The organism is Mucilaginibacter sp. AK015 (genome assembly GCF_014200785.1).
GTDB lineage: Bacteria > Bacteroidota > Bacteroidia > Sphingobacteriales > Sphingobacteriaceae > Mucilaginibacter.
In genome coordinates, this window is record NZ_JACHCV010000005.1 from 1 (window position 1) to 21,041 (window position 21,041).

The window sequence follows — 21,041 nt, forward strand, 5'->3', positions numbered from 1 at the left end:
TGACACGCCTTAATCTTTTCTCTTTACCCTTTTCTTCTGCAATAAAATTATTCTTATTCTCCTTGTAAACAACTCCTATACAAACATAGGATGACATGGAGTTTAGTTCTGGCTACGCGTCTACCGCATCATATACAATCACCTTTTCCCAAAGGTGGCTGTGATCTTTGATAAACTGCTGATGGATAGGGTGACTTTGGTAGGCGGCCTGGTCCTCAAGACTGGCAAAGAACATCACTTCGGATACACCCCAGCTGTTATCAACCACGTCGCGTTTTTCGGTGCTGGCCACTACGCCTACGTGCAGTTCTTTTATCACGTTTATCTTGCCAAGAGATTTAACTCCGGCTACCAGTTTGTCGCGGTCTTCTTTAGAGTTTGGGTTTTTTAACCAGAAAAGCGCGTGGTGTACAATTGGGTATCTGTTTGTCATGATAGTGGGTTTTATTATTGAGGGCATAGCCGATGCAACCGCGGTCCCGGCTACAACGGTAGCAGCGGTTGCTATAAATTTACGTCGGTTGGTTGTGCTCATGTTCTTGTTTTCTAATTAAATAGACCATTCTAAAAATAATAAAAAGGATAACGATCACTCCACCTGTTATAATTAATTTTTGGTATTCATTAACGCAGGGTGGGCAGTATACGCCTTCTGCGCAAGGCTCGCACATGGGTTTGGTTATCAGTAATAAATAATAAACCGACATGCCTATGGCAAAAAATAATGCTCCTGATATTATAATGATCCTTTTCATCAAATCAGTCTAACAATCCGGCTGCCCGCATTTTTCGTTGCTAAACTCGGGTTCAAAAGTACTGTGACTTATAGATAAGTGCTCCAGCCGGTGGCGCAGGTCGTGTTTAATTTCGTCGAAGATTCCCATATCCTCGGGGCTTATCACCAGGTGAGCGGTAAGGGCATTTTCGGTAGTGCTTAGCGCCCAAACATGCATGTGGTGAATGTCTACCACGCCTTTAGTTTTCATCAGCTCGGCCTTTATTTTTTTAAGGTCCATCTCTTTTGGTACGCCGTCCATCTCCAGGCGCAGGCTATCCTTAAGCAGGTTCCAGGTGCCGGTTAATATCACAATGCCGATAATGATGCTCACCGCGCTGTCAATCCATTCCAGTTTTGTAAAATAAATGACGATGCCCGATATCACTACCCCCAATGATACTATAGCATCTACCGCCATGTGCATATAAGCACCTTTAATGTTCAGGTCGGTATCTTTATCTTTTACAAACAGCCAGGCAGTAAAACCATTAATGGCTATCCCCACAAAAGCCACCCAGGCAACGGTGCCGCCGGCAATAGGCTCGGGGTGTATAAAGCGCATCACAGCCTCGTAAACTATAAATCCAACGGCTACCAAAAGTATCACCGCATTAAAAAACGACACAATGATGGTGGACCGCTTATATCCGTAGGTATAAACCTTATTTGATTTTGCTTTCGCAAGTTTAAAGGCCAGTAAGGCCAGCGCCAGCGATGCCACATCGCTGAGGTTATGCCCCGCGTCGGTGAGCAGCGATAATGAACCGCTGATAAAGCCGTAGATCACCTCGACAACAACAAAAGCCGAATTAAGCGCAATGCCCCAGATAAAGGCGCTGTTCAGGTGATCGATCTTCGGTGCGTGGTCGTGGTGATGGTGGTGGGAGTGGTCGTGCATGAGGGTAATAAATATGCTAATATGCTAATATGCAGATATGCAAATGTGCAAATAAATGTCTGTACCTGAATTTATAGAATTTAAGAATTTACAGATACTTTTTCATAAGCACATCTGCATATCCATTTACTGATGATGATATGGTTCGCCCTTTATAATGCTGTACGCACGGTATAGCTGCTCTACAAAAAACAGGCGTACCATTTGGTGCGAAAAGGTCATGCGGCTTAGGGACAGCTTATCGTTGGCGCGTTGGTAAACAGATTGATCGAAGCCATAGGGGCCGCCAACAATAAAAACCAGGTTTGCTGATGACGATACCGAGCGCTTGTTGATATAGTTGGCAAACTGTACCGAAGTGAACTCCATACCGTTCTCGTCGAGCAGGATCACATGGTCCTGCGGATTAACCTTTTTGAGGATAAGTTCCGCCTCTTTGGTCTTTTGCTGATCTTCGGTAAGGGCTTTGGTGTTTTTAAGCTCGGGTATCTCCGCCATCTCCAGGCGCGTGTAATGCTTAAGGCGCTTTACATACTTTTCAATACCATCTTTTAAATAGGCATCTTCGGTTTTGCCAACGGTGATAAAAGTAATTTTCATTAACAGAGTTGTAACTTATAAAGTATAAATGTGCTCTTATTGTTGTAACATTGAAGGCAAAATTACCTATTATAAGCTGCAAAGCTACATGGAACAGGATATTATAAACAACTATACGCAAGCCGCCGCGCAGGCAAAGCAGCAAGCCGATAAATATAAAACGCAAGCCAACACCTATTCGCTGTTAAGGCTGGCCATTTTCGGGCTGATGATATTTTCGGTGTACTTAACAATCGCCAACGACGATTTTACCATTATGGCCGTGGCAATTGTGATATTGCTCGCGGCTTTTGCCTGGCTGGTTGCCCGCCAAAGCGAATACGAGCGCCGGCGCGATTACTACCTCGACCTGGAAAGCATAAACCTGAACGAGATAAACAGTTTGCAAGGCAACATTAACCTTTATAATAATGGCCAGCGTTATTGCAATGAAAAACACTTCTACAGTTCTGATCTGGATATTTTTGGTGATGCATCGTTGTATAACCTGATCAACCGCTCGTCTACTGCTACCGGTAACGACAAATTAGCTTCGTGGTTAAATGCCCCCGCCGATAAACCAACCATACTAGCCAGGCAGCAAGCAGTGAAAGAAATAGCCGCCAAACACAATTGGAAAAAAGAGCTGCAAGCCCTGCTGCTGTTCAGTAACGATGGCGACATAACCCGCTTGAATAAATTATTCAGTTATTTACGGCTGCCGTTGAACCTGCCGGACGAAAAGGGACTGGCAAAATATGCGTTGCTCGCGCCGTATATATTACTCGCAGCAATTGTTGCAGCGTGCTTTTACGCACCGGCGAAAATACTTGCCATTGCAATAGGACTTGTCAATTTGGGCATTGTAGCGTCAAAAGCGTCGTATATTAAAAAGGCCGACTTGATAGCCGATAAAATTGGCAACATGCTGGGTAAATACGCCGGCGTGTTCAGTAAGATACACGGTGAGGAGTGGACCGCTGCTTATTCCAATAATCTCGCTCAAAAGCTAAAGAATGATAAAACATCCCAAAAGATACAGGAGCTATCCGAACTGATCAACAAGCTCAATTATCACCTTAATATTATTGTAGGCGTTATCCTCAATTTATTTTTCCTGTGGGATATCAGGCAGATCATAGCTATTGAGAACTGGAAACGAAATAACCATGAAAGTCTGGAGGCTGCCTTTGAAGTAATAGCCGAGTTTGAGGCGCTTATAAGTGTAGCTGTAACTGCCATTAACTACCCGGATTGGGTTTGCCCGGCAATTGCTGATACTGAAGGTTACACCCTTACAGCTAAAAATATTGCCCATCCGCTTATCCGCGAAAACAGGGTTGATAACGATTATGAGTTGAGCGATACTTATAGCATCGATATTATCACCGGCAGTAATATGGCTGGCAAGAGTACTTTTTTGCGTACGGTAGGTATCAATACGATAATGGCCCTGGCAGGGGCAAACGTATGCGCCAAGGCAATGAAAGTTTCGGTTATCACGATAGTAAGCTATATGCGCATAAAGGATTCGCTCAATGAAAGTACATCAACCTTTAAGGCCGAACTAGACCGTCTGCAGATGCTGATGGGTGCTGTTGAGCATGAGCACCGCGTGTTCTTTTTAATTGACGAGATGCTGCGCGGCACCAACTCCATGGATAAATACCTGGGCAGCAAGGCGGTCATCGAGCAGCTCATTAGTAAAAAAGGAGTAGGCATGGTTGCTACGCACGATTTGCAGATAGCCCGGCTTGAAGATAAGTACCCCAATTACGTACGTAATTATTACTTTGATATAAAGGTGCAAAACGGCGAAATGCTGTTTGACTATAAGCTAAAGCATGGTGAATGTAAAACATTTAATGCATCGCTGCTGCTAAAACAGATAGGTATTGATGTGGTTGGAGAATAGTTTTTAGATGCCAACCTTTAAAATACCTGCGCTTATTCTTTATAAGAATACGTTTACCGACAATTTGGATATGTTCACCTAAAAACCCTGTAAAAAAGTTTGGTTTTGATACACATTTGTAGTGTAAAACACTAAACATCATGACAACTTTATTAACACTACCTGTACTTACGGCAATAGTTGCCCTGCTTTCAAAAGCTGTTGTTTTAATTAGTTTGTTAGGCCATTTGATATTTTAAATATCGAACGGGCCGCAGTAAGGCACACCCAAACCCTCACCGGAAAGAGCATTTAAAACTCCCTGCCAGGCGAGAGTTAGCGGGGACGGAATGGCCCACTCCGGGCTTGTATATCACACTAATACATCTGATATTTACATCATGGCAAACCAACCTATTATTACAGTTAAAAACCTGGTTAAAAATTATGGCGAGTTTCAAGCTGTAAAAGACATCAGCTTTGAGGTTTACGAAGGCGAGATATTTGGGCTGCTAGGTCCAAATGGCGCAGGCAAAACCACCACGCTGGAAATTATCGAGACCCTGCGCGAAAAGACGTCAGGCGAGATAATGGTTGACGGGTTCAATATAGGGACGGATGCAGATAGTATTAAAAAACGTATAGGCGTACAATTGCAGGCCGCCGGGTATTATCCAAACTTAAATCTTTCAGAACTTATTGTATTATTCAGCGGGTTATACGGGGTAAGTAAAACGCCTGCAGAGATGCTGGAGAAGGTTGCCCTTACCGATAAAGCGAAAGCCAAATACAAAGATCTTTCCGGCGGGCAAAAGCAGCGTTTTTCTATCGCTACTACATTAATAAATAACCCGCGCATTATTTTTTTAGATGAGCCTACAACCGGCCTTGACCCGCAGGCCCGCCGTAACCTTTGGGACCTGATCCGCGAGATACGTGATGCAGGCACTACTGTTGTTATCACCACTCATTATATGGACGAAGCCGAAGTACTTTGCGACCGTGTAGCCTTTGTTGACGGCGGCCATATCATCGGCATAGATACGCCCGACCATTTTATTGACCAACTGGTAGCCACCGGCTTTGAGCGCGAAAAACAAACCAAAGGCGCCAACCTGGAGGATGTATTTATAAACCTGACAGGCAAGGAGTGGCGCGAAAGTTAGGAGCAGTGTGCAGTTGTTAGTTATCAATTTGCAGACGCATTAATACCAATAAACAAATGAACTATTGAACCAATGAACCCAAAATACAGCAACACCCGCGCTACACTGGCCATTGCCAGGGCCAGTTTTCGGTCTATTTTACGCAGCCCCTCGGCAGTGGTATTTAGTTTAGCCTTCCCGCTGATATTTATAGTGGTGTTTGCCAATATTGGCGGCGGCGGTATGACCATAGATGTAGGTGTAAGTAAGGGCTGCGATACCCTTAACCCTGTTTATAAAGCCTTGCAAAAAATTAACATGGTGCATTTAATAAAAAACCAAAGCACCGATCAGATGAACGCCAACCTGGCAAAGGGCAGTCTGGATGCCATTATTCATCTTACACCATTCAATCCGCCCAAAAGCATCAATATGAACGTGCAATACAGCCATGCGTCGGGCGATAAGAGCGCTGTATTACGGTCGATGCTTCAAAACATCTTTTACAACATACAATCGCAGCAATTAAGCCGGATCCAGTCGTATTCGGGTATAAAGATACCTCCTGCGGTTGAGCTTAAAGAAACCATTGTAACAGGCCGTGAATATAAATACATCGATTTTATATTGCCCGGGCAGTTAGGTTTTTCGTTGTTAAGCAGCGGTGTGTTCGGTACAGCTTTCGTTTTTATAAGCCTGAGGCTAACCCTGGTTATTAAGCGTTTTTTTGCCACCCCGGTAAAAAGGTACAGTATAGTTTTGGGCGAGGCCCTGGCGCGTATCGTGTTCTCGTTGTTGGGTGCGCTATTCATCATCATGATAGGACATTACGTTTTTGGCTTCACACTTATTCACGGCATTGCAACGGTAGCCAATATGCTGTTACTGTGCACAATAGGGCTCATCATTTTCATGGGTTTCGGGTTCACCATATCCGGCATAGCCAAAAACGAAAGTACAGTGCCGCCGCTATCCAATATTGTTACCCTGCCGCAATTTTTGCTGTCGGGCACGTTCTTTTCAATAACTGCCTTTCCAACGTGGCTGCAGCATATAAGCAAAGTATTGCCGCTAACACATTTAAATGATGCAATGCGTAAGGTCGCCTTTGAAGGGGCGGGCTTGGGCGATGTAACGCACCAGCTGTTTATCCTGCTGCTGTGGGGCATTGGCATTTACGCCGTAGCCGTAAAAACCTTTAAATGGGAGTAGGATAGAGCAGGAAAAGAAATATGTAGAGACGCGATACTTCGCGTCTTTTTTGTTAACACTAATTTAACATTAGGCGTAATCCTTAACATTTTAATAATATTAACACTTGTGTACTTAACACGCAGGTAACAATCAGGAAATACATTTGCATTAAAATAATATTAATCAAATGTTAAAGAATATCACACGCTTAATATTGCCGCTTATTATCTTAACGGTATGTTTATCAAAAGTTAACGCACAAGATTCAAAAACAGGTACATGGGGAATTTTAACCATTGTTATGCCCGGCGATAGTGTACACCGTTGGGGGGGCTATACCGAGTTTCAAGGGCGTACTAACGGCGCAGGCTTTAGCCAGTTTCAATATTACGAAGCCAAAGCGGGCGTAAGCTACGATATCGATAAAAATTTTATCGCCCTGTTGGGTACAGGTACCTACCATACTTACGATTATTTTGACCTGGGTAAAGGACCGCTTACCAACGAATTTAGGGTTTGGGAGCAAATGACCATTAACCAGTTTTTAACCCCTTTAAAATTTGAGCATCGCTACCGGGTGGAGCAGCGCTGGGTAAACGGCGATTACCGCAACCGTTTCCGCTACAGGCTAAACATGTTTGTACCACTTAACAATAAAAAAATAGTGGCCAAAACTTGGTTCTTATCAGTTTTTGATGAAATCTTCTTTACTAACGAAGTGCCCAACTTTGAACGTAACCGTGTATCGGCAGCGTTGGGCTACCAGTTTGATAAAAAATGGATACTGCAGGCCGGCTGGATAAACCAGCGTAATTATACACCGGTAACAAGCAGCGCTAAAAATAATATGATGTTTACGCTGATGTACCGTATAAACCGTAAAAACACTGCCGACCACGAGCGTTTGCCGACCACAAACGATTAATAATGATTACAAATGCAAAATTTGCGTTGGTATTTCCTGTTTTTGCGCTTAACTTAGCCGACCAAATTAGTATAGTATTACATTCAAAAAAATTCGACAATAACTATGAGCTTGATAATTGATGTCCATGCGCGCCAGATACTTGATTCCCGTGGCAATCCTACCATCGAGGTAGACGTAATTACAGAAAATGGTGTGCTTGGCCGTGCTGCAGTGCCATCAGGCGCTTCAACCGGTGTGCATGAAGCTGTTGAGCTTCGCGATAACGACAAAGCGGTTTACATGGGCAAAGGTGTTTTAAAAGCCGTTGACAACGTAAATGAAAAAATTGCAGCTGAATTAAAGGGTGTTGATGTATTTGAGCAAAATGCTATTGACGCTATTATGATAGCCCTTGATGGGTCAGAAAATAAAGGTAACCTGGGCGCCAACGCCATACTTGGTGTTTCGTTAGCGGTTGCCAAGGCTGCTGCTCAGGAAAGCCGCCAGCCCTTATACCGCTACATTGGCGGCGTAAATGCAAATACTCTTCCTATCCCGATGATGAACATTGTTAACGGCGGTTCGCACTCTGACGCACCTATCGCGTTCCAGGAGTTTATGATCATGCCGGTTGGCGCTTCATCTTTTTCTGAAGCACTGCGCTGGGGTACCGAAGTATTTCATAACCTGAAAAAAATATTGCACGACCGGGGCCTTTCGACAGCGGTTGGCGACGAGGGTGGTTTTGCGCCAACCTTTGAAGGCACTGAAGATGGTGTTGAAACTATTTTAAAGGCGATAGAAAAAGCAGGTTACACACCGGGCGTAGATATTTGCCTGGCGTTTGACTGTGCCGCTTCTGAATTTTATAAAGACGGTAAATACGATTATACAAAATTTGAGGGCGATAAAGGCGCTATCCGCAGCAGTGCAGAGCAGGCCGAGTACCTTGCCCAGCTTACCGAAAAATACCCGATCATTTCTATTGAAGATGGTATGGCCGAAGATGACTGGGATGGCTGGAAACTACTGACCGAACGTATTGGCAGCAAAGTACAGTTAGTAGGGGATGATCTGTTTGTAACCAATGTAAAACGTTTACAACAAGGTATCTCTACCGATACCGCAAACTCTATCCTGGTAAAAGTTAACCAGATCGGGTCGTTAACCGAAACCATAAACGCAGTTACCTTAGCGCAAACTAACGGTTACACATCGGTAATGAGCCACCGCAGCGGCGAAACCGAAGATGTTACCATTGCCGACCTTGCGGTTGCCCTAAACTGCGGCCAGATCAAAACCGGCTCGGCATCACGTTCAGACAGGATCGCCAAATACAACCAGTTGCTGCGTATTGAAGAAGAATTGGGCGAAGCCGCGCGTTTTATCGGTAAAGACTTTAAATACTACAATAAGAAATAATCCTCCGTCTGGAGAGGTATGAATTTGACAAAAACTGGTTAATTTATTAACCGGTTTTTTTGTTGAATGATAATTGCAACTAATATGTAGTTGCAATTATCATTCTATTATTTTACTTTTGTTAAACTACAAGCGATAACCTCTAAAGAAGTTTGTAAGCTTAAATTGTTAAATTGTTAAATTGTTAAAAGCCTGAGGAGCATTGTATGAAAAACCGAATCAAAGAATTTAAGTCATCAGATCATGACCAAACAAGACAAATTAATCAGTCGCTTATTATCTGTTCCCAAAGATTTAACGTGGGATGAGTTATGTAAAGTTGTAGCCGCTTATGGCTACGAAGAATTAACCGGTGGTAAAACCGGAGGTTTGAGAAGAAGATTTGTTGATGCAAGTAAGAATATTATAACACTTCATAAGCCTCACCCCGGTAACATTGTTAAAACTTATGCGATAAAGGAAGTTATCTCTCATTTAAAAGAAAAGGGTCATATACAAGATGAATGACATCCTACAATACAAAAATTATTATGCATCAGTGCAATTTAGCGCAACTGATGAAGTTTTCTTTGGAAAGGTTTTAGGGATAAATGATTTGGTAAGCTTCGAGGGCTCATCGGTCACAGAACTTAAAACCTCTTTTGAAGAAGCAATAGAAGATTATTTAGAAACATGTGCAGAGGCTGGGAAAGAGCCGGATAAAACTTACAAGGGAACATTTAATGTTCGCGTCCCATCTACGCTTCATAAAGAAGCTGCACTGTATGCAGCTATACATAACATAACATTAAACGAATTTGTTAAGGTAGCACTTTCTTATACTCTCAATCATAAGAAAGAAATTGATACAGCTATTGATGGTACGCAAGGCCCGCTTTTAGAACACGCATAACTTTTGTCCTTGTCTACCGGCTTAAAGGTTGGTGGTGCAAACAATAACGGCGGATCATAAAATCCCTTTTTAAACAAAGAAGCCTCTTCAATTGAAGAGGCTTCTTTGTTATGGATTTATAATTATGGGCTATTAACGTCCGCCTGCAGGGGCTCCAACACCGCCGGTTTGGTCACCCCCTTGTATCTGGTCGTCGTTATTAACACCTTTCTTTTTCTTTTGCTGCGGGTTACTAAAGTTTAACTTACCAAAGCTGTAGCTAAACGTTATACCAAACGATTGGAAAGGGAACTGTGTACGGCTGATCTGGGTGAAACCCGGGCTTGATATATTTTGGTTGAACGCTTTGTTAACCGCAAATGGCTGCACAGTGTTAAAGCCAAGCGAAGCTTTCTTGTTCATGAATTGTTTTTTAATACCGAAAGCATAAATACCAAACGACGGGCTGCTACCCTGTATGGTACGTCGCGGCGAGTTAACAAAACCAAAAGCCTCAAATATAAAGTCTTTAGGGAAAGTGTATTGCGCGCTGCCAAACATAGTGTACTGAACGCGGGTTTTCAGCGCGTCCTGATTTACCGACCCGGCGTACTGATCGTAAACCGTAGGGTTATAGGTAAACACATTTATGCTGCTGCGAAGTGTTAAAGGTTTGATTGGGTTTATCGAACCAAAGAAACTTGCTCCTAACGAATTATTTAGCGCTACGTTGTTTTGTACAGTACGTGTACCTACCACGTGTTTGCCATCAACTATCTCGTCAATAGGCACGGCTATACCTTCAATCAGGTCATTCGTTCTTTTATAATAAACCGAAAAGTTTAACACCGAGCTTTTGATAAAGGTGTTATAATTCAATTCAACAGTTTGCGATACTTCCGGCGCCAGGTTAGGGTTACCTACCGATTGTGCCTGTGAACTGGCCCTGTTTATAAAAGGGTTAAGTACAAAAAGGCTTGGCCTTTGTATACGCTTGCTGTATGATAATTTGAAAGTATTTGTACCAAAAACTTTTTGTAGCGTTAAGCTTGGTACATAAGTGTTGTAGCTTGCCGTAAACGGATTTAACTCCTGTTGGTTATCGTTGCTGGCATACGGTGTTTTGGGGTCACCTTTTATCTGTGTATTCTCGTACCTGAAACCGGCCAATACCGAAAAGTTTTTGGGTAAGGTGATGGTAAACACGCTATAGCCTGCGTATACGTTTTGGTTGTAGTTGTATAAGTTAGAGTTTTCTACATCCAACACCGGGTTGTTACCGTCGGCATCTACCGAAAATATATCGTAAATACTGCTTATACGCCTTTGTATGGTTTTACCGCCAGCCTCAAGCTTTAACCTTTTGGTTAAAGGGTTGCTGTAATCTGCCTGGGCAGTGTACTCGTTGTTTTTACCATCGTTACTACCCATTTGGTTTGGCTGCGGAATTGCAGGTGTGGTTTGCTGCGATGTATATAAGGTAGAGTAATCTGTTTTGATGATACTGTGGCTCCATTGGCCCGATACAGTCAACTCGTGCCCTTCTTTCTTAAACTTATGCGTATAATCAAGGTTCCAGTCAAACCCGCTAAATTTGTTGTGATTTAATGTTTTACCTATATAATCAATACTGTTTGCAGGGGTGGCGAAGTCTTCAATGCTGTAATTACCGCCGCCATTGGTGTTAAAGCCACCATCGTTTACGGCAATAGTGCTGTTAATGCTGTTAAAACCATTAAACTCGTAGCCGGCCGTAAATGTACCCCTTGCACCATGGCGCTTGGTTTCGCTGCTGGTGTTGTTAAGGTTACGGCGGTTTAAAGCGCCGGTGTTAATGGTTTGGTCAAAAATTGTGGTCATGGTTTGCGGCCAGGTAAGGTTACCACCTAAGTTTGCCGAAAAGTTAAAACGGTTTTTGCTGTAGTTTAGGTTGATGTTACCGTTGTTTTGGCGGGTACCAACTCCACCGCTAACAGAACCGCTTATGCCCGATGCGTTTTTAGATTTGGTAATGATATTGATGATACCTGCAGAACCTTCGGCATCGTATTTTGCTGACGGAGAAGTTACCACTTCAATGCTTTTGATCTGGTCGGCAGGGATGGTTTTTAACACATCGCTTAAGCTTGCAGATGTAGCGCCCGAAGGCTTGCCATTTATAAGCACCCTAACGTTACCATCGCCACGTATAGCTACGTTACCGTTCATATCAACCGATACCAACGGAACTTTTTGCAATACGTCTGTTGCGTTACCACCTGCGGCGGTAAGGTCCTTCTCGGCGTTATAAACTATCTTATCTATTTTGTTTTCGATAAGTGCCGCCTGGCCTACAATGGCAACTTCTTTTAACGCTTTAGCGCTTGGCGCGATCACCAGGTCGCCCATATCGTTATCGGGCTTTGAAGCAGTGGTTTCAACCGGATCGAAGGTTTTTGAGGGGTAGCCAATGAACGAGATGGTTACCTTGTATTTTCCGGCCTTCACGTTATTGATCTGGAAGTGGCCCTTTTCGTCGGTAAGAACACCATTTATAGGTGCTTTTGCACCGCTTTTAAACAAGCTGATGGTAGCATAGTCAACTGGCTTTTTGGTAAGCGAGTCTATAACCGTACCCGATATTTTACCGACTACGGATGAGCCCCCTCCGCCAACCCCAAACTGGGCTTTGGCCGATACGGTGGCGCAAATAACTATTATAAGTAAAAGTACACGTTTCATGTTTTTGTTGATTTTTGTAATTGGAGGCGAAATTGCCTAAAATGTTACAGGCATAAATCTGATTTATGTAAATAATATACAACTGTAATGTACATGTTACACTAAGCTTCAATAAAATACCCCCGCATGTTGCTGTTTACAACATACAGGGGTATAATGCACTATATATTATTTATATAACAATATTTACGATACGGCCTTTCACTACTATTAACTTTTTAGGAGTTTTGCCGTCAAGGTATTTTTGTACATCAGCGTTTGCTAGGATGGCGGCTTCAATATCGGTTGTTTCCATTGTTAATGATAAGCTAACGTTGGTTTTCATTTTACCGTTGATAGAAACCGGGTAGCTAAACTCGTCCTCAACCAAATAATCCGGGTTGAATTTTGGATAGGCGGCAGTTGATATACTGCCCGCGGGGTTACCCAGCAATACCCAAAGTTCCTCGCAAATATGCGGGGCGTAAGGGGCGAGTACAACTACCAGATCCTGCAAGATAGCGCGCTTGTTGCATTTAAGGTCCGTAAGCTCGTTAACAGCTATCATAAAGCTGGATACCGAGGTGTTGAACGAGAAACGCTCGATATCTTCCTCCACCTTTTTAATGATCTTGTGGAGCGATTTCAGCTCGGCCTTAGTTGGGGCTTCGTTGCTAACATTAAAGTTCCATTCCGCATCATGGAACAACCGCCAGAACTTACGCAGGAATTTAAACACCCCCTCAATGCCGTTGGTGTTCCATGGCTTGCTTTGCTCAAGCGGGCCAAGGAACATCTCGTACATACGCAGGGTATCCGCGCCGTAACGGGCTATCAGGTCATCGGGGTTAACCACGTTGAATTTGGATTTCGACATCTTTTCCACTTCAACACCGCAGATATATTTGCCGTTCTCCAATATAAATTCAGCCTCGGCAAAATCATCCCTCCAGGCTTTAAACTTATTCAGGTTCAGCACATCATTCTCTACAATGTTGACATCAACATGCAAGGGCGATGTTTTGTAACCCTTGATCAACCCGTGCGAGACAAAGGTGTTGGTACCCCTGCCTTCTTCGTCTATCATCCGGTACACAAAATTACTGCGCCCCTGTATCATCCCCTGATTGATGAGTTTTTTGAAAGGCTCCTCTTCAACTACTTTGCCAATATCCTTTAAAAACTTATTCCAGAAACGACTGTACAACAGGTGACCGGTAGCATGTTCGCTGCCGCCAATGTACAGGTCAACATCTTTCCAGTATTCAATTGCTTCGCGCGATGCAAATTCCTGATCGTTATGGGCATCCATGTAGCGGTACCAGTACCAGCTGCTGCCGGCCCAGCCGGGCATGGTGCTCAGTTCATATTCCCCTTCAGGATGTTTCCAGCCGGTAGCGCGGCCTAATGGTGGCTCGCCGCTCTCGGTTGGCAGGTATTTATCAATTTCGGGCAGTAGCAGCGGTAAATGTTCTTCCTCAATTAAATAAGGCAGGCCATTTTTAAAGTATACGGGTACTGGTTCGCCCCAGTAACGCTGGCGGCCAAAAATTGCGTCGCGCATCCTGAAGTTTACCTTGGCTTTGCCGGCGCCTAATTCTTCCAGTTTGGCAATAACGGCTGCGGTGCCTTCTTTATAACCCAGGCCGTTCATAAAGTCGGAGTTGATATATTTACCTTCCTTGGTTGGGTCGGCCTCATCATCAATTTTTTGTATATCGATGATGGGGATGATCGGCAAGTTAAAATGCTTAGCGAATAAATAATCCCGCTGATCGCCGCTGGGTACAGCCATAACCGCGCCGGTACCGTACCCTGCCAAAACATAGTCGCCTATCCAAACGGGTATTTTATCGCCGTTAAGCGGGTTGGTTACATAGCTGCCGGTGAAAGCGCCCGATACGGTCTTGGTATCGGCCATACGGTCAAGCTCGCTTTTCTTTTTGGTTTGGGCAATGTAGGTATCAATATCGGCCTTTTGCTCAGGCGTGGTCAATTCTGCAACCAGCTCATGTTCGGGCGCTATTACCAGAAAGCTTACCCCGAAAATGGTATCTACCCGGGTAGTGAAGACTTCTATATAAGAAGCCTCACCCCGGCCCTCTCTAAAGGAGAGGGGGGTAGGACCTTCTTTTGAAGCTTCCAACGGGAACTTAACACTGGCTCCAACGCTTTTGCCTATCCAGTTGCGCTGCATTTCTTTAAGGGGTTCGGGCCAGTCAATGGTATCCAAACCTTCCAGCAGGCGCTGGGCATAAGCGGTAATACGCATGCTCCACTGCATCATTTTCTTTTGTTCAACAGGGTATCCGCCGCGCTCGCTAAAGCCGTCTTTCACCTCGTCGTTCGCTAATACGGTGCCCAATGCCGGGCACCAGTTTACCGTGCTTTCGCGCAGGTAAGTAAGGCGGTACTTTAACAGCTCGGCTTGTTGCTGCTGCTCGCCCATCGCTTTCCACTCTTCGGCGGTAAAGCTCAAAATCTCTTCATCGCATACGGCATTTATGCCGGCGGAGCCTTTAGCTTCAAAATGCGCTACCAGTTTGGCAATGCTTTCGGCTTTATCGGTATCTTTATCGTAATAGCTGTTAAACAGCTGCATAAATATCCACTGCGTCCACTTATAATAATCCGGCGAACTGGTGCGCACCTCGCGTTCCCAGTCGAACGAAAAACCTATCTGGTCAAGCTGGCGGCGGTAAGTGGCAATATTGGCCTCGGTAGTAATTGAGGGGTGCTGGCCGGTTTGTATGGCATATTGCTCGGCAGGCAGGCCAAAGCTATCGTAGCCCATAGGGTGCAATACGTTAAAGCCTTTGAGTCGCTTGTAACGGGCAAAGATATCAGATGCTATGTAGCCCAGCGGGTGGCCAACATGCAGCCCCGCACCCGATGGGTAGGGGAACATATCCAGCACATAATACTTGGGTTTACTGGTTTTATTTTCGGCCCTGAAGGTTTTATTTTTGGCCCAAAACTGCTGCCACTTCTGCTCTATATCTTTAAATTGATAGTCCATTTGCTTATTTACCGTAATGAGGTGCGAAAATAGTAAAAACTGCTCTAACATCAGCTATAAGCCCCTTCTAAATCTCCCCCGATAGGGGCGACTTTACTCATCTGCAGGGAAGGTTTTTTGACCCCATCTCCCGTGGAGAGGGCCGGGGAGAGGCTTGGTTTTCAACAAAGTCTATATAATATATAGGTTAACATTAAAGTTGGCAGCCCACTATTTAACACTTATTTTCGACCCTGGTATCGGGCGATAGAACGATACCTGCCGGCTTAATGATGCAGAAGTTTAAAGATAAAGATATGCAGGTGATAATAGGATGGGTGCTGCGGGCCGGTGTATTCATATCTATGATCGTGGTTTTTATCGGCGGCGTTATCTATTTGTACCGCCATGGGCAATCTGTACCAAATTATCACGACTTTAAGGGCGTACCGGCGTTTGTTCAAAGCGCGTCGGGAGTTATACATGGTGTATTTGCGTTGCGGGGCAGGGCCATTATACAAATGGGTATAATTTTACTGATAGCAACGCCTATTATCAGGGTAGCGTTCAGTGCTGTGGGCTTTATTATTGAGAAAGACCGCTTATACACCGCAATTACCTTTATAGTACTGCTTATCATCCTTATCAGCGCTTTTAGCGGGTATGCAGGCTGATCTTAAAAACCATTTTGCAGTTGCAATGGTTTATCAGTTATGCGCAGGCAGGCAGTACAATCATCGGCGTTAAAAAGTATTGGCTACGATGCTGAAGAGCACATCCTTGAACTCGAGTTTAGGGAAAATGGCGACGTATGGCAATATGCTAACGTTAAGCCTGCTATCTATAAAAGGTTTTTGGACAGCGAATCGCGCGGAAACTTTTTTTCAACCAAAATCAGAGGCAAATATCCTGAAAAGAAAGTGGAATATTAATTCGTTTGAGCCTCACCTAAATCCTCTCTAAAGGAGAGGACTTGCTGTCAAAATCGGGAAGCTTTTCTTTTTAAAGCCCTTCTCCTTGGAGAAGGGTTGGGATGAGGCGTGTGCTTATCCTAATTAACGCTAATTATTAAGGCGCATCCTTTTTTGCTCGTCTTCGCTGCCGGTAACGTGGCTGGCGGCGCCCTTTACACTTGTTTTGCCAAAGCGGTAGCTAAAGCTTAAAGTAACCTTGCGGTACTCCCGCCTATCCGTCATCACACGGTCCAGGTTTTGATAATTGGTAAACACGCGGTCCTGGTTGGTTTTAAATATGTCGTTAACCGCAAGGCTTAGCTTACCTAACTTATTAAATATTTGTTTGCTTATACCGGCATCAACATAATAGTTTGGCCTTACATTGTTAATGCCGTAAAAGGTGGCAGTTTCGTACCTGCCCGATAGTTCTGCCGCAAAGTTGCTGCTCATCGCGAAGTTTTGCCACCATTGTACAATCAGGTCGCCGGTGCCTTTGTTCAGGGTGCCATATTGCCGATAGGCCACATATTTTTGATATGAGGCATCAATATCGTAACGGCTACTCCACCACGATGTGAATTTAAACGGTGTACCCAGGTTAAGGCCGTAGGTATACACGCGCCCAAGGTTAACATCGGTGGTAAGTATAACCTTGCTTGCATCGTCCTGCTCATAAAAGGGGAACGCGGCACCCGTGAGCAGCGTAGCATACAGCGACGTAACGGTTTCCTGGTTGTACGTATGACTAAGCCTTAAGGTGTTACTATAGTCGGGCAGCAGGTAGGGGTTACCGGCCTGGTAATTATACAGATCTAAAAACGACAAGAAAGGGTTTAGTTTATCGTATGTTGGCCGTTCAATGCCGCGCGTAAGGCCAATGCTGTAGTCGTTTTTGTCATTGTAACTATAAGTCAGTAACACTGTAGGGAAAACGTTAAAATAATTGCGCGCCGTTTGGGTGTTATTAGTTACAGAGTTGCCGTTATTACGGGTGTATTCTCCGCGCAAGCCGCCATCTAAAGAAAACTTACCAAACTTGCCGGTGTAATTTACATAGGCGGCGCCAACATTTTCGGTAAATATAAAGTAATTGGTGTAAGCCGGATCAGCAGTATAAATACCGTTTATCTGTGGGCCAAATACCAGGTTGTTATCGCTTACTGTACGGCTGAACTTAAAACCGGCATCAAATTTTGCATCCTTCGGCAGCGGGTTGGTGTAGGCCAGCAGCGCCGTCCAGTTTTTCATTTTTGTTGGCGAGATGTTTTGCAGCAACAGCGGGTCCCGGTAAACACTGCCATCGCCGTCAAAAAAACGATTGGTGATATATTCTGCAGAGTGTCGGTTGGCCCGGGTATAGGTGAAGTTGGCGCTAAGCGCTTTGCCGGCTTTATCTAAAACGCCGGTGTAGTTTATATTGTAGTTGATATTGCTGATGTCGCGGTCTATAGTTGAATTGGCAAGTATGGTAGAGTCAAGCATGCCCCGGTTAAATATGGTCAGGGTGTTATTCTTATCAAAGGTGTTATTGTTAACCAGGCCACTTATCAGAAAGCCGATGCTGTTGCCCGGCGACAAAAAGAAATCGGTACCAAGCCGGAAGTTATGGTTCTGATATTCTTGTACACTATTATAAGTTGTGTTATAATTGCTTTGCAGCCCGGCGTAGTTAATGCCCCGGCCCGTGTATAGCTGTTTCCAGGTTTTATTGGCACTTACGTTGTAGCTTCCGAAAATATTATAGAAGGCAGCCCGATGATTAAAAGTAAGCCCCGTATTTGCCTTATAATACCTGCCATAGCCCGCCGAAGCGCTAAACGTGCCGTTTGTGCCTATGTTTGTGCCTTTTTTATAAATAATATTAATGATACCGCCGGCCGCTGCATCGTATTTCGCCGAGCCGCCGGTCAGCACTTCTACCTTATCTATACTGCTGCCCTGGGTGCTTTTTAAAAGCGCGGCCAACTCGGCACCCGTAAGGTTAGTGGCTTTTCCATCAATCAATACCAGGGCATCCTGTCGCCCGTTAATACTTACGTTGTCGTTATTGCCAACCCGTACGCCTGGCGATTGCCTTAGTATATCCAATACCGATTGTCCGGCGGATATTATACTGGACGCCGGGTTAATAACCATTTTGCCGGGCCTTACTTCAATAAACGGCTTTTTTGCGACAATAGATATCTCCTTTAATTGGTTACTGGCAGGCGACAGGATGATCGGAACAGCTGTTACCACCTGCCCCGTGGCAAGCGTGTAATTTTTTGAAAAAGCCTTTTTATACCCAAGCCTTGTGGTAAGTATTAAATAATTACCGGGTTTAATATCAGAAAATTGATAAGCACCTTGTTCAGTAACCAGGGCCGACATCACAACGGCCGAATCGGGCAGCGATAATAAAATAACGGTCGCGGCATCGGCAGGCTGATTATTTTGTAAAAAGACGTTGCCTCGTATGGCAGATGCACCCGTTTGGGCGTAACAAAAATTAAATAAACCTGCCAGGACAGCTATAAAAAAGCATCCAAATTTGACCCTCATTAATGTACCTCGTAGAAATTTCCTTATAGTTTAGCCCTCAAAAAAAATTAAATATAACAACAATAATACAATGTTAATTATGCTACATAGTGTTTTACGTATTATAATATTAAATGTTGCTTTTAGTTATTGTAGATATATTAAAGCAAATTCCCTATCAATTTTATTAATTTCGCCAACAGTGACCCTTTTGGATACGATATGAGAAAAATATACCTTTTAGCATTTATCGTGCTTGCATCAGCTATTGCGAAAGCCCAGGATGCCCCGGCAAATTATACAGCGGCGGCTGATAAGTTTAAACAATTTTATAACGGTAACCAGCCGGATAGCATTTTTAATATGTTTAGCCCCGAAATGAAGGCCAGCTTACCGCTTGATAAGTTTAAACCTACTACCATACAGTTAAAATCGCAATTGGGCGCTTTAGTTAGCACAGATTTCGTCAAATACAATCAGCCACTGGCAGTTTACAAGGCAACGTTTGATAACGCTGTTTTTTTGCTTAATATATCGCTCAATGGCCAGGGTAAGATGACGGGCCTGTTGCTTAGCCCTGACGTAGAGGAAGCAAAAACAATAGCGCTTGATGCATCGCTGAAAGAAACGCCCATATTGCTTAAAACATTTTCAGGGTCGATATCAGGTACCTTAACTACACCCGTAAACGTTAACGGTAAAATACCGGTTGTGCTGATTATTGCCGGCTCGGGGCCTACCGACCGCGATGGTAACAGCCCTAAACTGGGCTTAAATGGTAACACTTACAAAATGCTGGCTAACGAACTGGGTAAAAATGGTATTGCCACTGTACGTTATGATAAGCGCCTTGTTGGCCAGAGCGTATCTACTACAAAAGAGAAGCAACTGCGTTTTGAAGATTATGTAGATGATGCTGTTGGCCTGATAAACCAGCTGAGTGGCGACGATCGGTTTTCAAAAGTGATAGTGTTGGGCCACAGCGAAGGGTCGCTTGTGGGTTTGCTGGCCGTTCGCGATCAGCCTGTAAACGCGTTCATATCTGTAGCGGGAGCGGGCCGCCGCGCAGATCAGATCGTAACTGAACAGGTTAAATCGATGCCGCAGTACCTGCAGGATAATTTTAAAGTGATGCTGGATAGCCTGAAAAGGGGGAAATTCACTGATAATATCGACCCAAAACTTTATGCCATAGCCAGGCCGGATATTCAGCCTTACCTTTTGTCGTGGTTCAGATATGATCCTGCCAAAGAAATGAAGAAAGTAAAGATACCGGTATTAATATTACAAGGCACTACAGATATACAGGTTCCGGTTAGCGACGCGAAATTATTAAAAAAAGCCAAATCAGAAGCTACGCTGGTTATAATACCGGGTATGAACCATGTTTTAAAAGAGGCCCCTGCCGATAGGAACCAGAACATTGCGACTTACAATAAACCCGACCTGCCATTAAAACCCGAACTTGTAAGCGGCATTGTTAATTTTGTAAAGGGATTGAAGTAGATGTCTGAATTACAAATGTGCAGATGTGTAAATATGCGGATGTGCAGATGTCATAATAAGTGTATACATACGAATCATCTGCATATTTGAAAATATGCACGGATATGCGATGCGAAATGAACCATTTGCATATCTGCACATTTGTAATCTGCACATCCGCATTATTTCCACGCGCCCAACAATCTTCTCAGCAAAACAATTTCGGCGGTGTGATAAGCGTTATGGTCGGCAATCTGTAATGCTTCGCGCAAAATGCTTTGGCCATCTCCATGGGGTATGTTCTGAAAAATATCACCGCTTTTAAGCAGGGCAATAAATTCCTCCCTATCGGTATTGATCTGCTCAATGGTTTTATTCCATGCCGTGTTATCTGCAGGCGTGCTTGCCTTTGGCCAGTAGTCGTCTGGCCATTTTGGCGATTGATGGTTAGCATTTTTACTAAACTGCAGCATATCCCATTGCGCAATGCGAATATGCTCGGCCAGCTGCCAGATGCTGTAGGGCAGGTTAGCAGGTTTTACGCCGCGCAGTTCTGGCGGTAAGCCGCTTAGCGCATCTTTTAATGTTGCATGTGCGCCGCCGCCTTCCAATAGTTTTATTAGCTCTTTTATCAAAGTCTCATGCTCATCATTCATAATACCAGTTTTACAGGTTAACAAAATAGATACGGGTT

At 44.1% G+C, this 21,041-nt stretch carries 17 protein-coding genes; 10 read left to right on the plus strand and 7 right to left on the minus strand.

All coding sequences use genetic code 11. The features are described 5' to 3' along the window. Positions 1-112: 112 nt before the first annotated feature. The 3 genes from HDC91_RS17395 to rlmH all read right to left on the minus strand — a co-directional run bounded on the left by HDC91_RS17395 (position 113) and on the right by rlmH (position 2,276). Positions 113-535: a Dabb family protein gene (locus HDC91_RS17395; RefSeq protein ID WP_183554361.1), complete on the minus strand. Its 423-nt coding sequence runs from the start codon at positions 533-535 to the stop codon at positions 113-115. 229 nt (positions 536-764) lie between these two features. Beyond that, positions 765-1,676: a cation diffusion facilitator family transporter gene (locus HDC91_RS17400; RefSeq protein ID WP_183554363.1), complete on the minus strand. Its 912-nt coding sequence runs from the start codon at positions 1,674-1,676 to the stop codon at positions 765-767. Between the two features lie 126 nt (positions 1,677-1,802). Continuing rightward, on the minus strand, positions 1,803-2,276 hold the full coding sequence (rlmH, locus tag HDC91_RS17405; protein WP_183554365.1) for a 23S rRNA (pseudouridine(1915)-N(3))-methyltransferase RlmH: 474 nt from the start codon (positions 2,274-2,276) through the stop codon (positions 1,803-1,805). Between the two features lie 28 nt (positions 2,277-2,304). Here rlmH and HDC91_RS17410 point away from each other — a divergent pair, with 28 nt between their 5' ends. The 7 genes from HDC91_RS17410 (at position 2,305) to HDC91_RS17440 (ending at position 9,709) form a co-directional block, all read left to right on the plus strand. Beyond that, positions 2,305-4,170, plus strand: a complete 1,866-nt coding sequence (locus HDC91_RS17410) for a DNA mismatch repair protein MutS (RefSeq protein ID WP_221262257.1) — start codon at positions 2,305-2,307, stop codon at positions 4,168-4,170. Between the two features lie 380 nt (positions 4,171-4,550). After that, positions 4,551-5,315: an ABC transporter ATP-binding protein gene (locus tag HDC91_RS17415; RefSeq protein WP_183554369.1), complete on the plus strand. Its 765-nt coding sequence runs from the start codon at positions 4,551-4,553 to the stop codon at positions 5,313-5,315. Between the two features lie 72 nt (positions 5,316-5,387). After that, positions 5,388-6,506, plus strand: a complete 1,119-nt coding sequence (locus HDC91_RS17420; RefSeq protein WP_183554371.1) for an ABC transporter permease — start codon at positions 5,388-5,390, stop codon at positions 6,504-6,506. Positions 6,507-6,675: 169 nt separating this feature from the next. Continuing rightward, on the plus strand, positions 6,676-7,413 hold the full coding sequence (locus tag HDC91_RS17425) for a DUF2490 domain-containing protein (protein ID WP_183554373.1): 738 nt from the start codon (positions 6,676-6,678) through the stop codon (positions 7,411-7,413). Between the two features lie 105 nt (positions 7,414-7,518). Then, positions 7,519-8,817, plus strand: coding sequence for a phosphopyruvate hydratase (gene eno, locus HDC91_RS17430; protein ID WP_183554375.1), 1,299 nt, complete (start codon positions 7,519-7,521; stop codon positions 8,815-8,817). A gap of 243 nt (positions 8,818-9,060) precedes the next feature. Next, complete coding sequence (locus HDC91_RS17435) at positions 9,061-9,324, plus strand: type II toxin-antitoxin system HicA family toxin (RefSeq protein WP_183554377.1); 264 nt, start codon at positions 9,061-9,063, stop codon at positions 9,322-9,324. Then, positions 9,317-9,709, plus strand: coding sequence for a type II toxin-antitoxin system HicB family antitoxin (locus HDC91_RS17440; protein WP_183554379.1), 393 nt, complete (start codon positions 9,317-9,319; stop codon positions 9,707-9,709). The genes HDC91_RS17435 and HDC91_RS17440 overlap by 8 nt, the downstream gene beginning before the upstream one ends. A 132-nt stretch (positions 9,710-9,841) precedes the next feature. Here HDC91_RS17440 and HDC91_RS17445 read toward each other — a convergent pair whose 3' ends face one another. Further along, positions 9,842-12,409 (minus strand): outer membrane beta-barrel family protein, encoded by a 2,568-nt coding sequence (locus HDC91_RS17445; RefSeq protein WP_183554381.1) that lies wholly within the window; start codon positions 12,407-12,409, stop codon positions 9,842-9,844. A gap of 172 nt (positions 12,410-12,581) precedes the next feature. Beyond that, positions 12,582-15,407 carry a leucine--tRNA ligase gene (gene leuS, locus HDC91_RS17450; RefSeq protein WP_183554383.1) on the minus strand — a complete coding sequence of 942 codons (2,826 nt, stop codon included), beginning with the start codon at positions 15,405-15,407 and terminating at the stop codon, positions 12,582-12,584. A 269-nt stretch (positions 15,408-15,676) separates the two neighbouring features. Here leuS and HDC91_RS17455 point away from each other — a divergent pair, with 269 nt between their 5' ends. Both HDC91_RS17455 and HDC91_RS17460 read left to right on the plus strand, forming a co-directional pair. After that, positions 15,677-16,060, plus strand: a complete 384-nt coding sequence (locus HDC91_RS17455; RefSeq protein ID WP_255476781.1) for a DUF1634 domain-containing protein — start codon at positions 15,677-15,679, stop codon at positions 16,058-16,060. A 39-nt stretch (positions 16,061-16,099) separates the two neighbouring features. Beyond that, a complete protein-coding gene (locus HDC91_RS17460) occupies positions 16,100-16,318 on the plus strand; it encodes a KTSC domain-containing protein (protein WP_183554385.1) in 219 nt (72 codons plus the stop codon). Between the two features lie 129 nt (positions 16,319-16,447). Here the strand turns inward: HDC91_RS17460 and HDC91_RS17465 are convergent, their stop codons facing one another. Then, positions 16,448-18,883, minus strand: a complete 2,436-nt coding sequence (locus tag HDC91_RS17465; RefSeq protein WP_183554387.1) for an outer membrane beta-barrel protein — start codon at positions 18,881-18,883, stop codon at positions 16,448-16,450. A 201-nt stretch (positions 18,884-19,084) separates the two neighbouring features. On the opposite strand from HDC91_RS17465, the gene HDC91_RS17470 reads away from it, so the two are divergent. Next, positions 19,085-20,368, plus strand: coding sequence for an alpha/beta fold hydrolase (locus tag HDC91_RS17470; RefSeq protein ID WP_183554389.1), 1,284 nt, complete (start codon positions 19,085-19,087; stop codon positions 20,366-20,368). Between the two features lie 161 nt (positions 20,369-20,529). On the opposite strand, the gene HDC91_RS17475 is transcribed toward HDC91_RS17470, so the two are convergent. Further along, on the minus strand, positions 20,530-21,003 hold the full coding sequence (locus HDC91_RS17475; protein WP_183554391.1) for a DinB family protein: 474 nt from the start codon (positions 21,001-21,003) through the stop codon (positions 20,530-20,532). Positions 21,004-21,041: the final 38 nt, after the last annotated feature.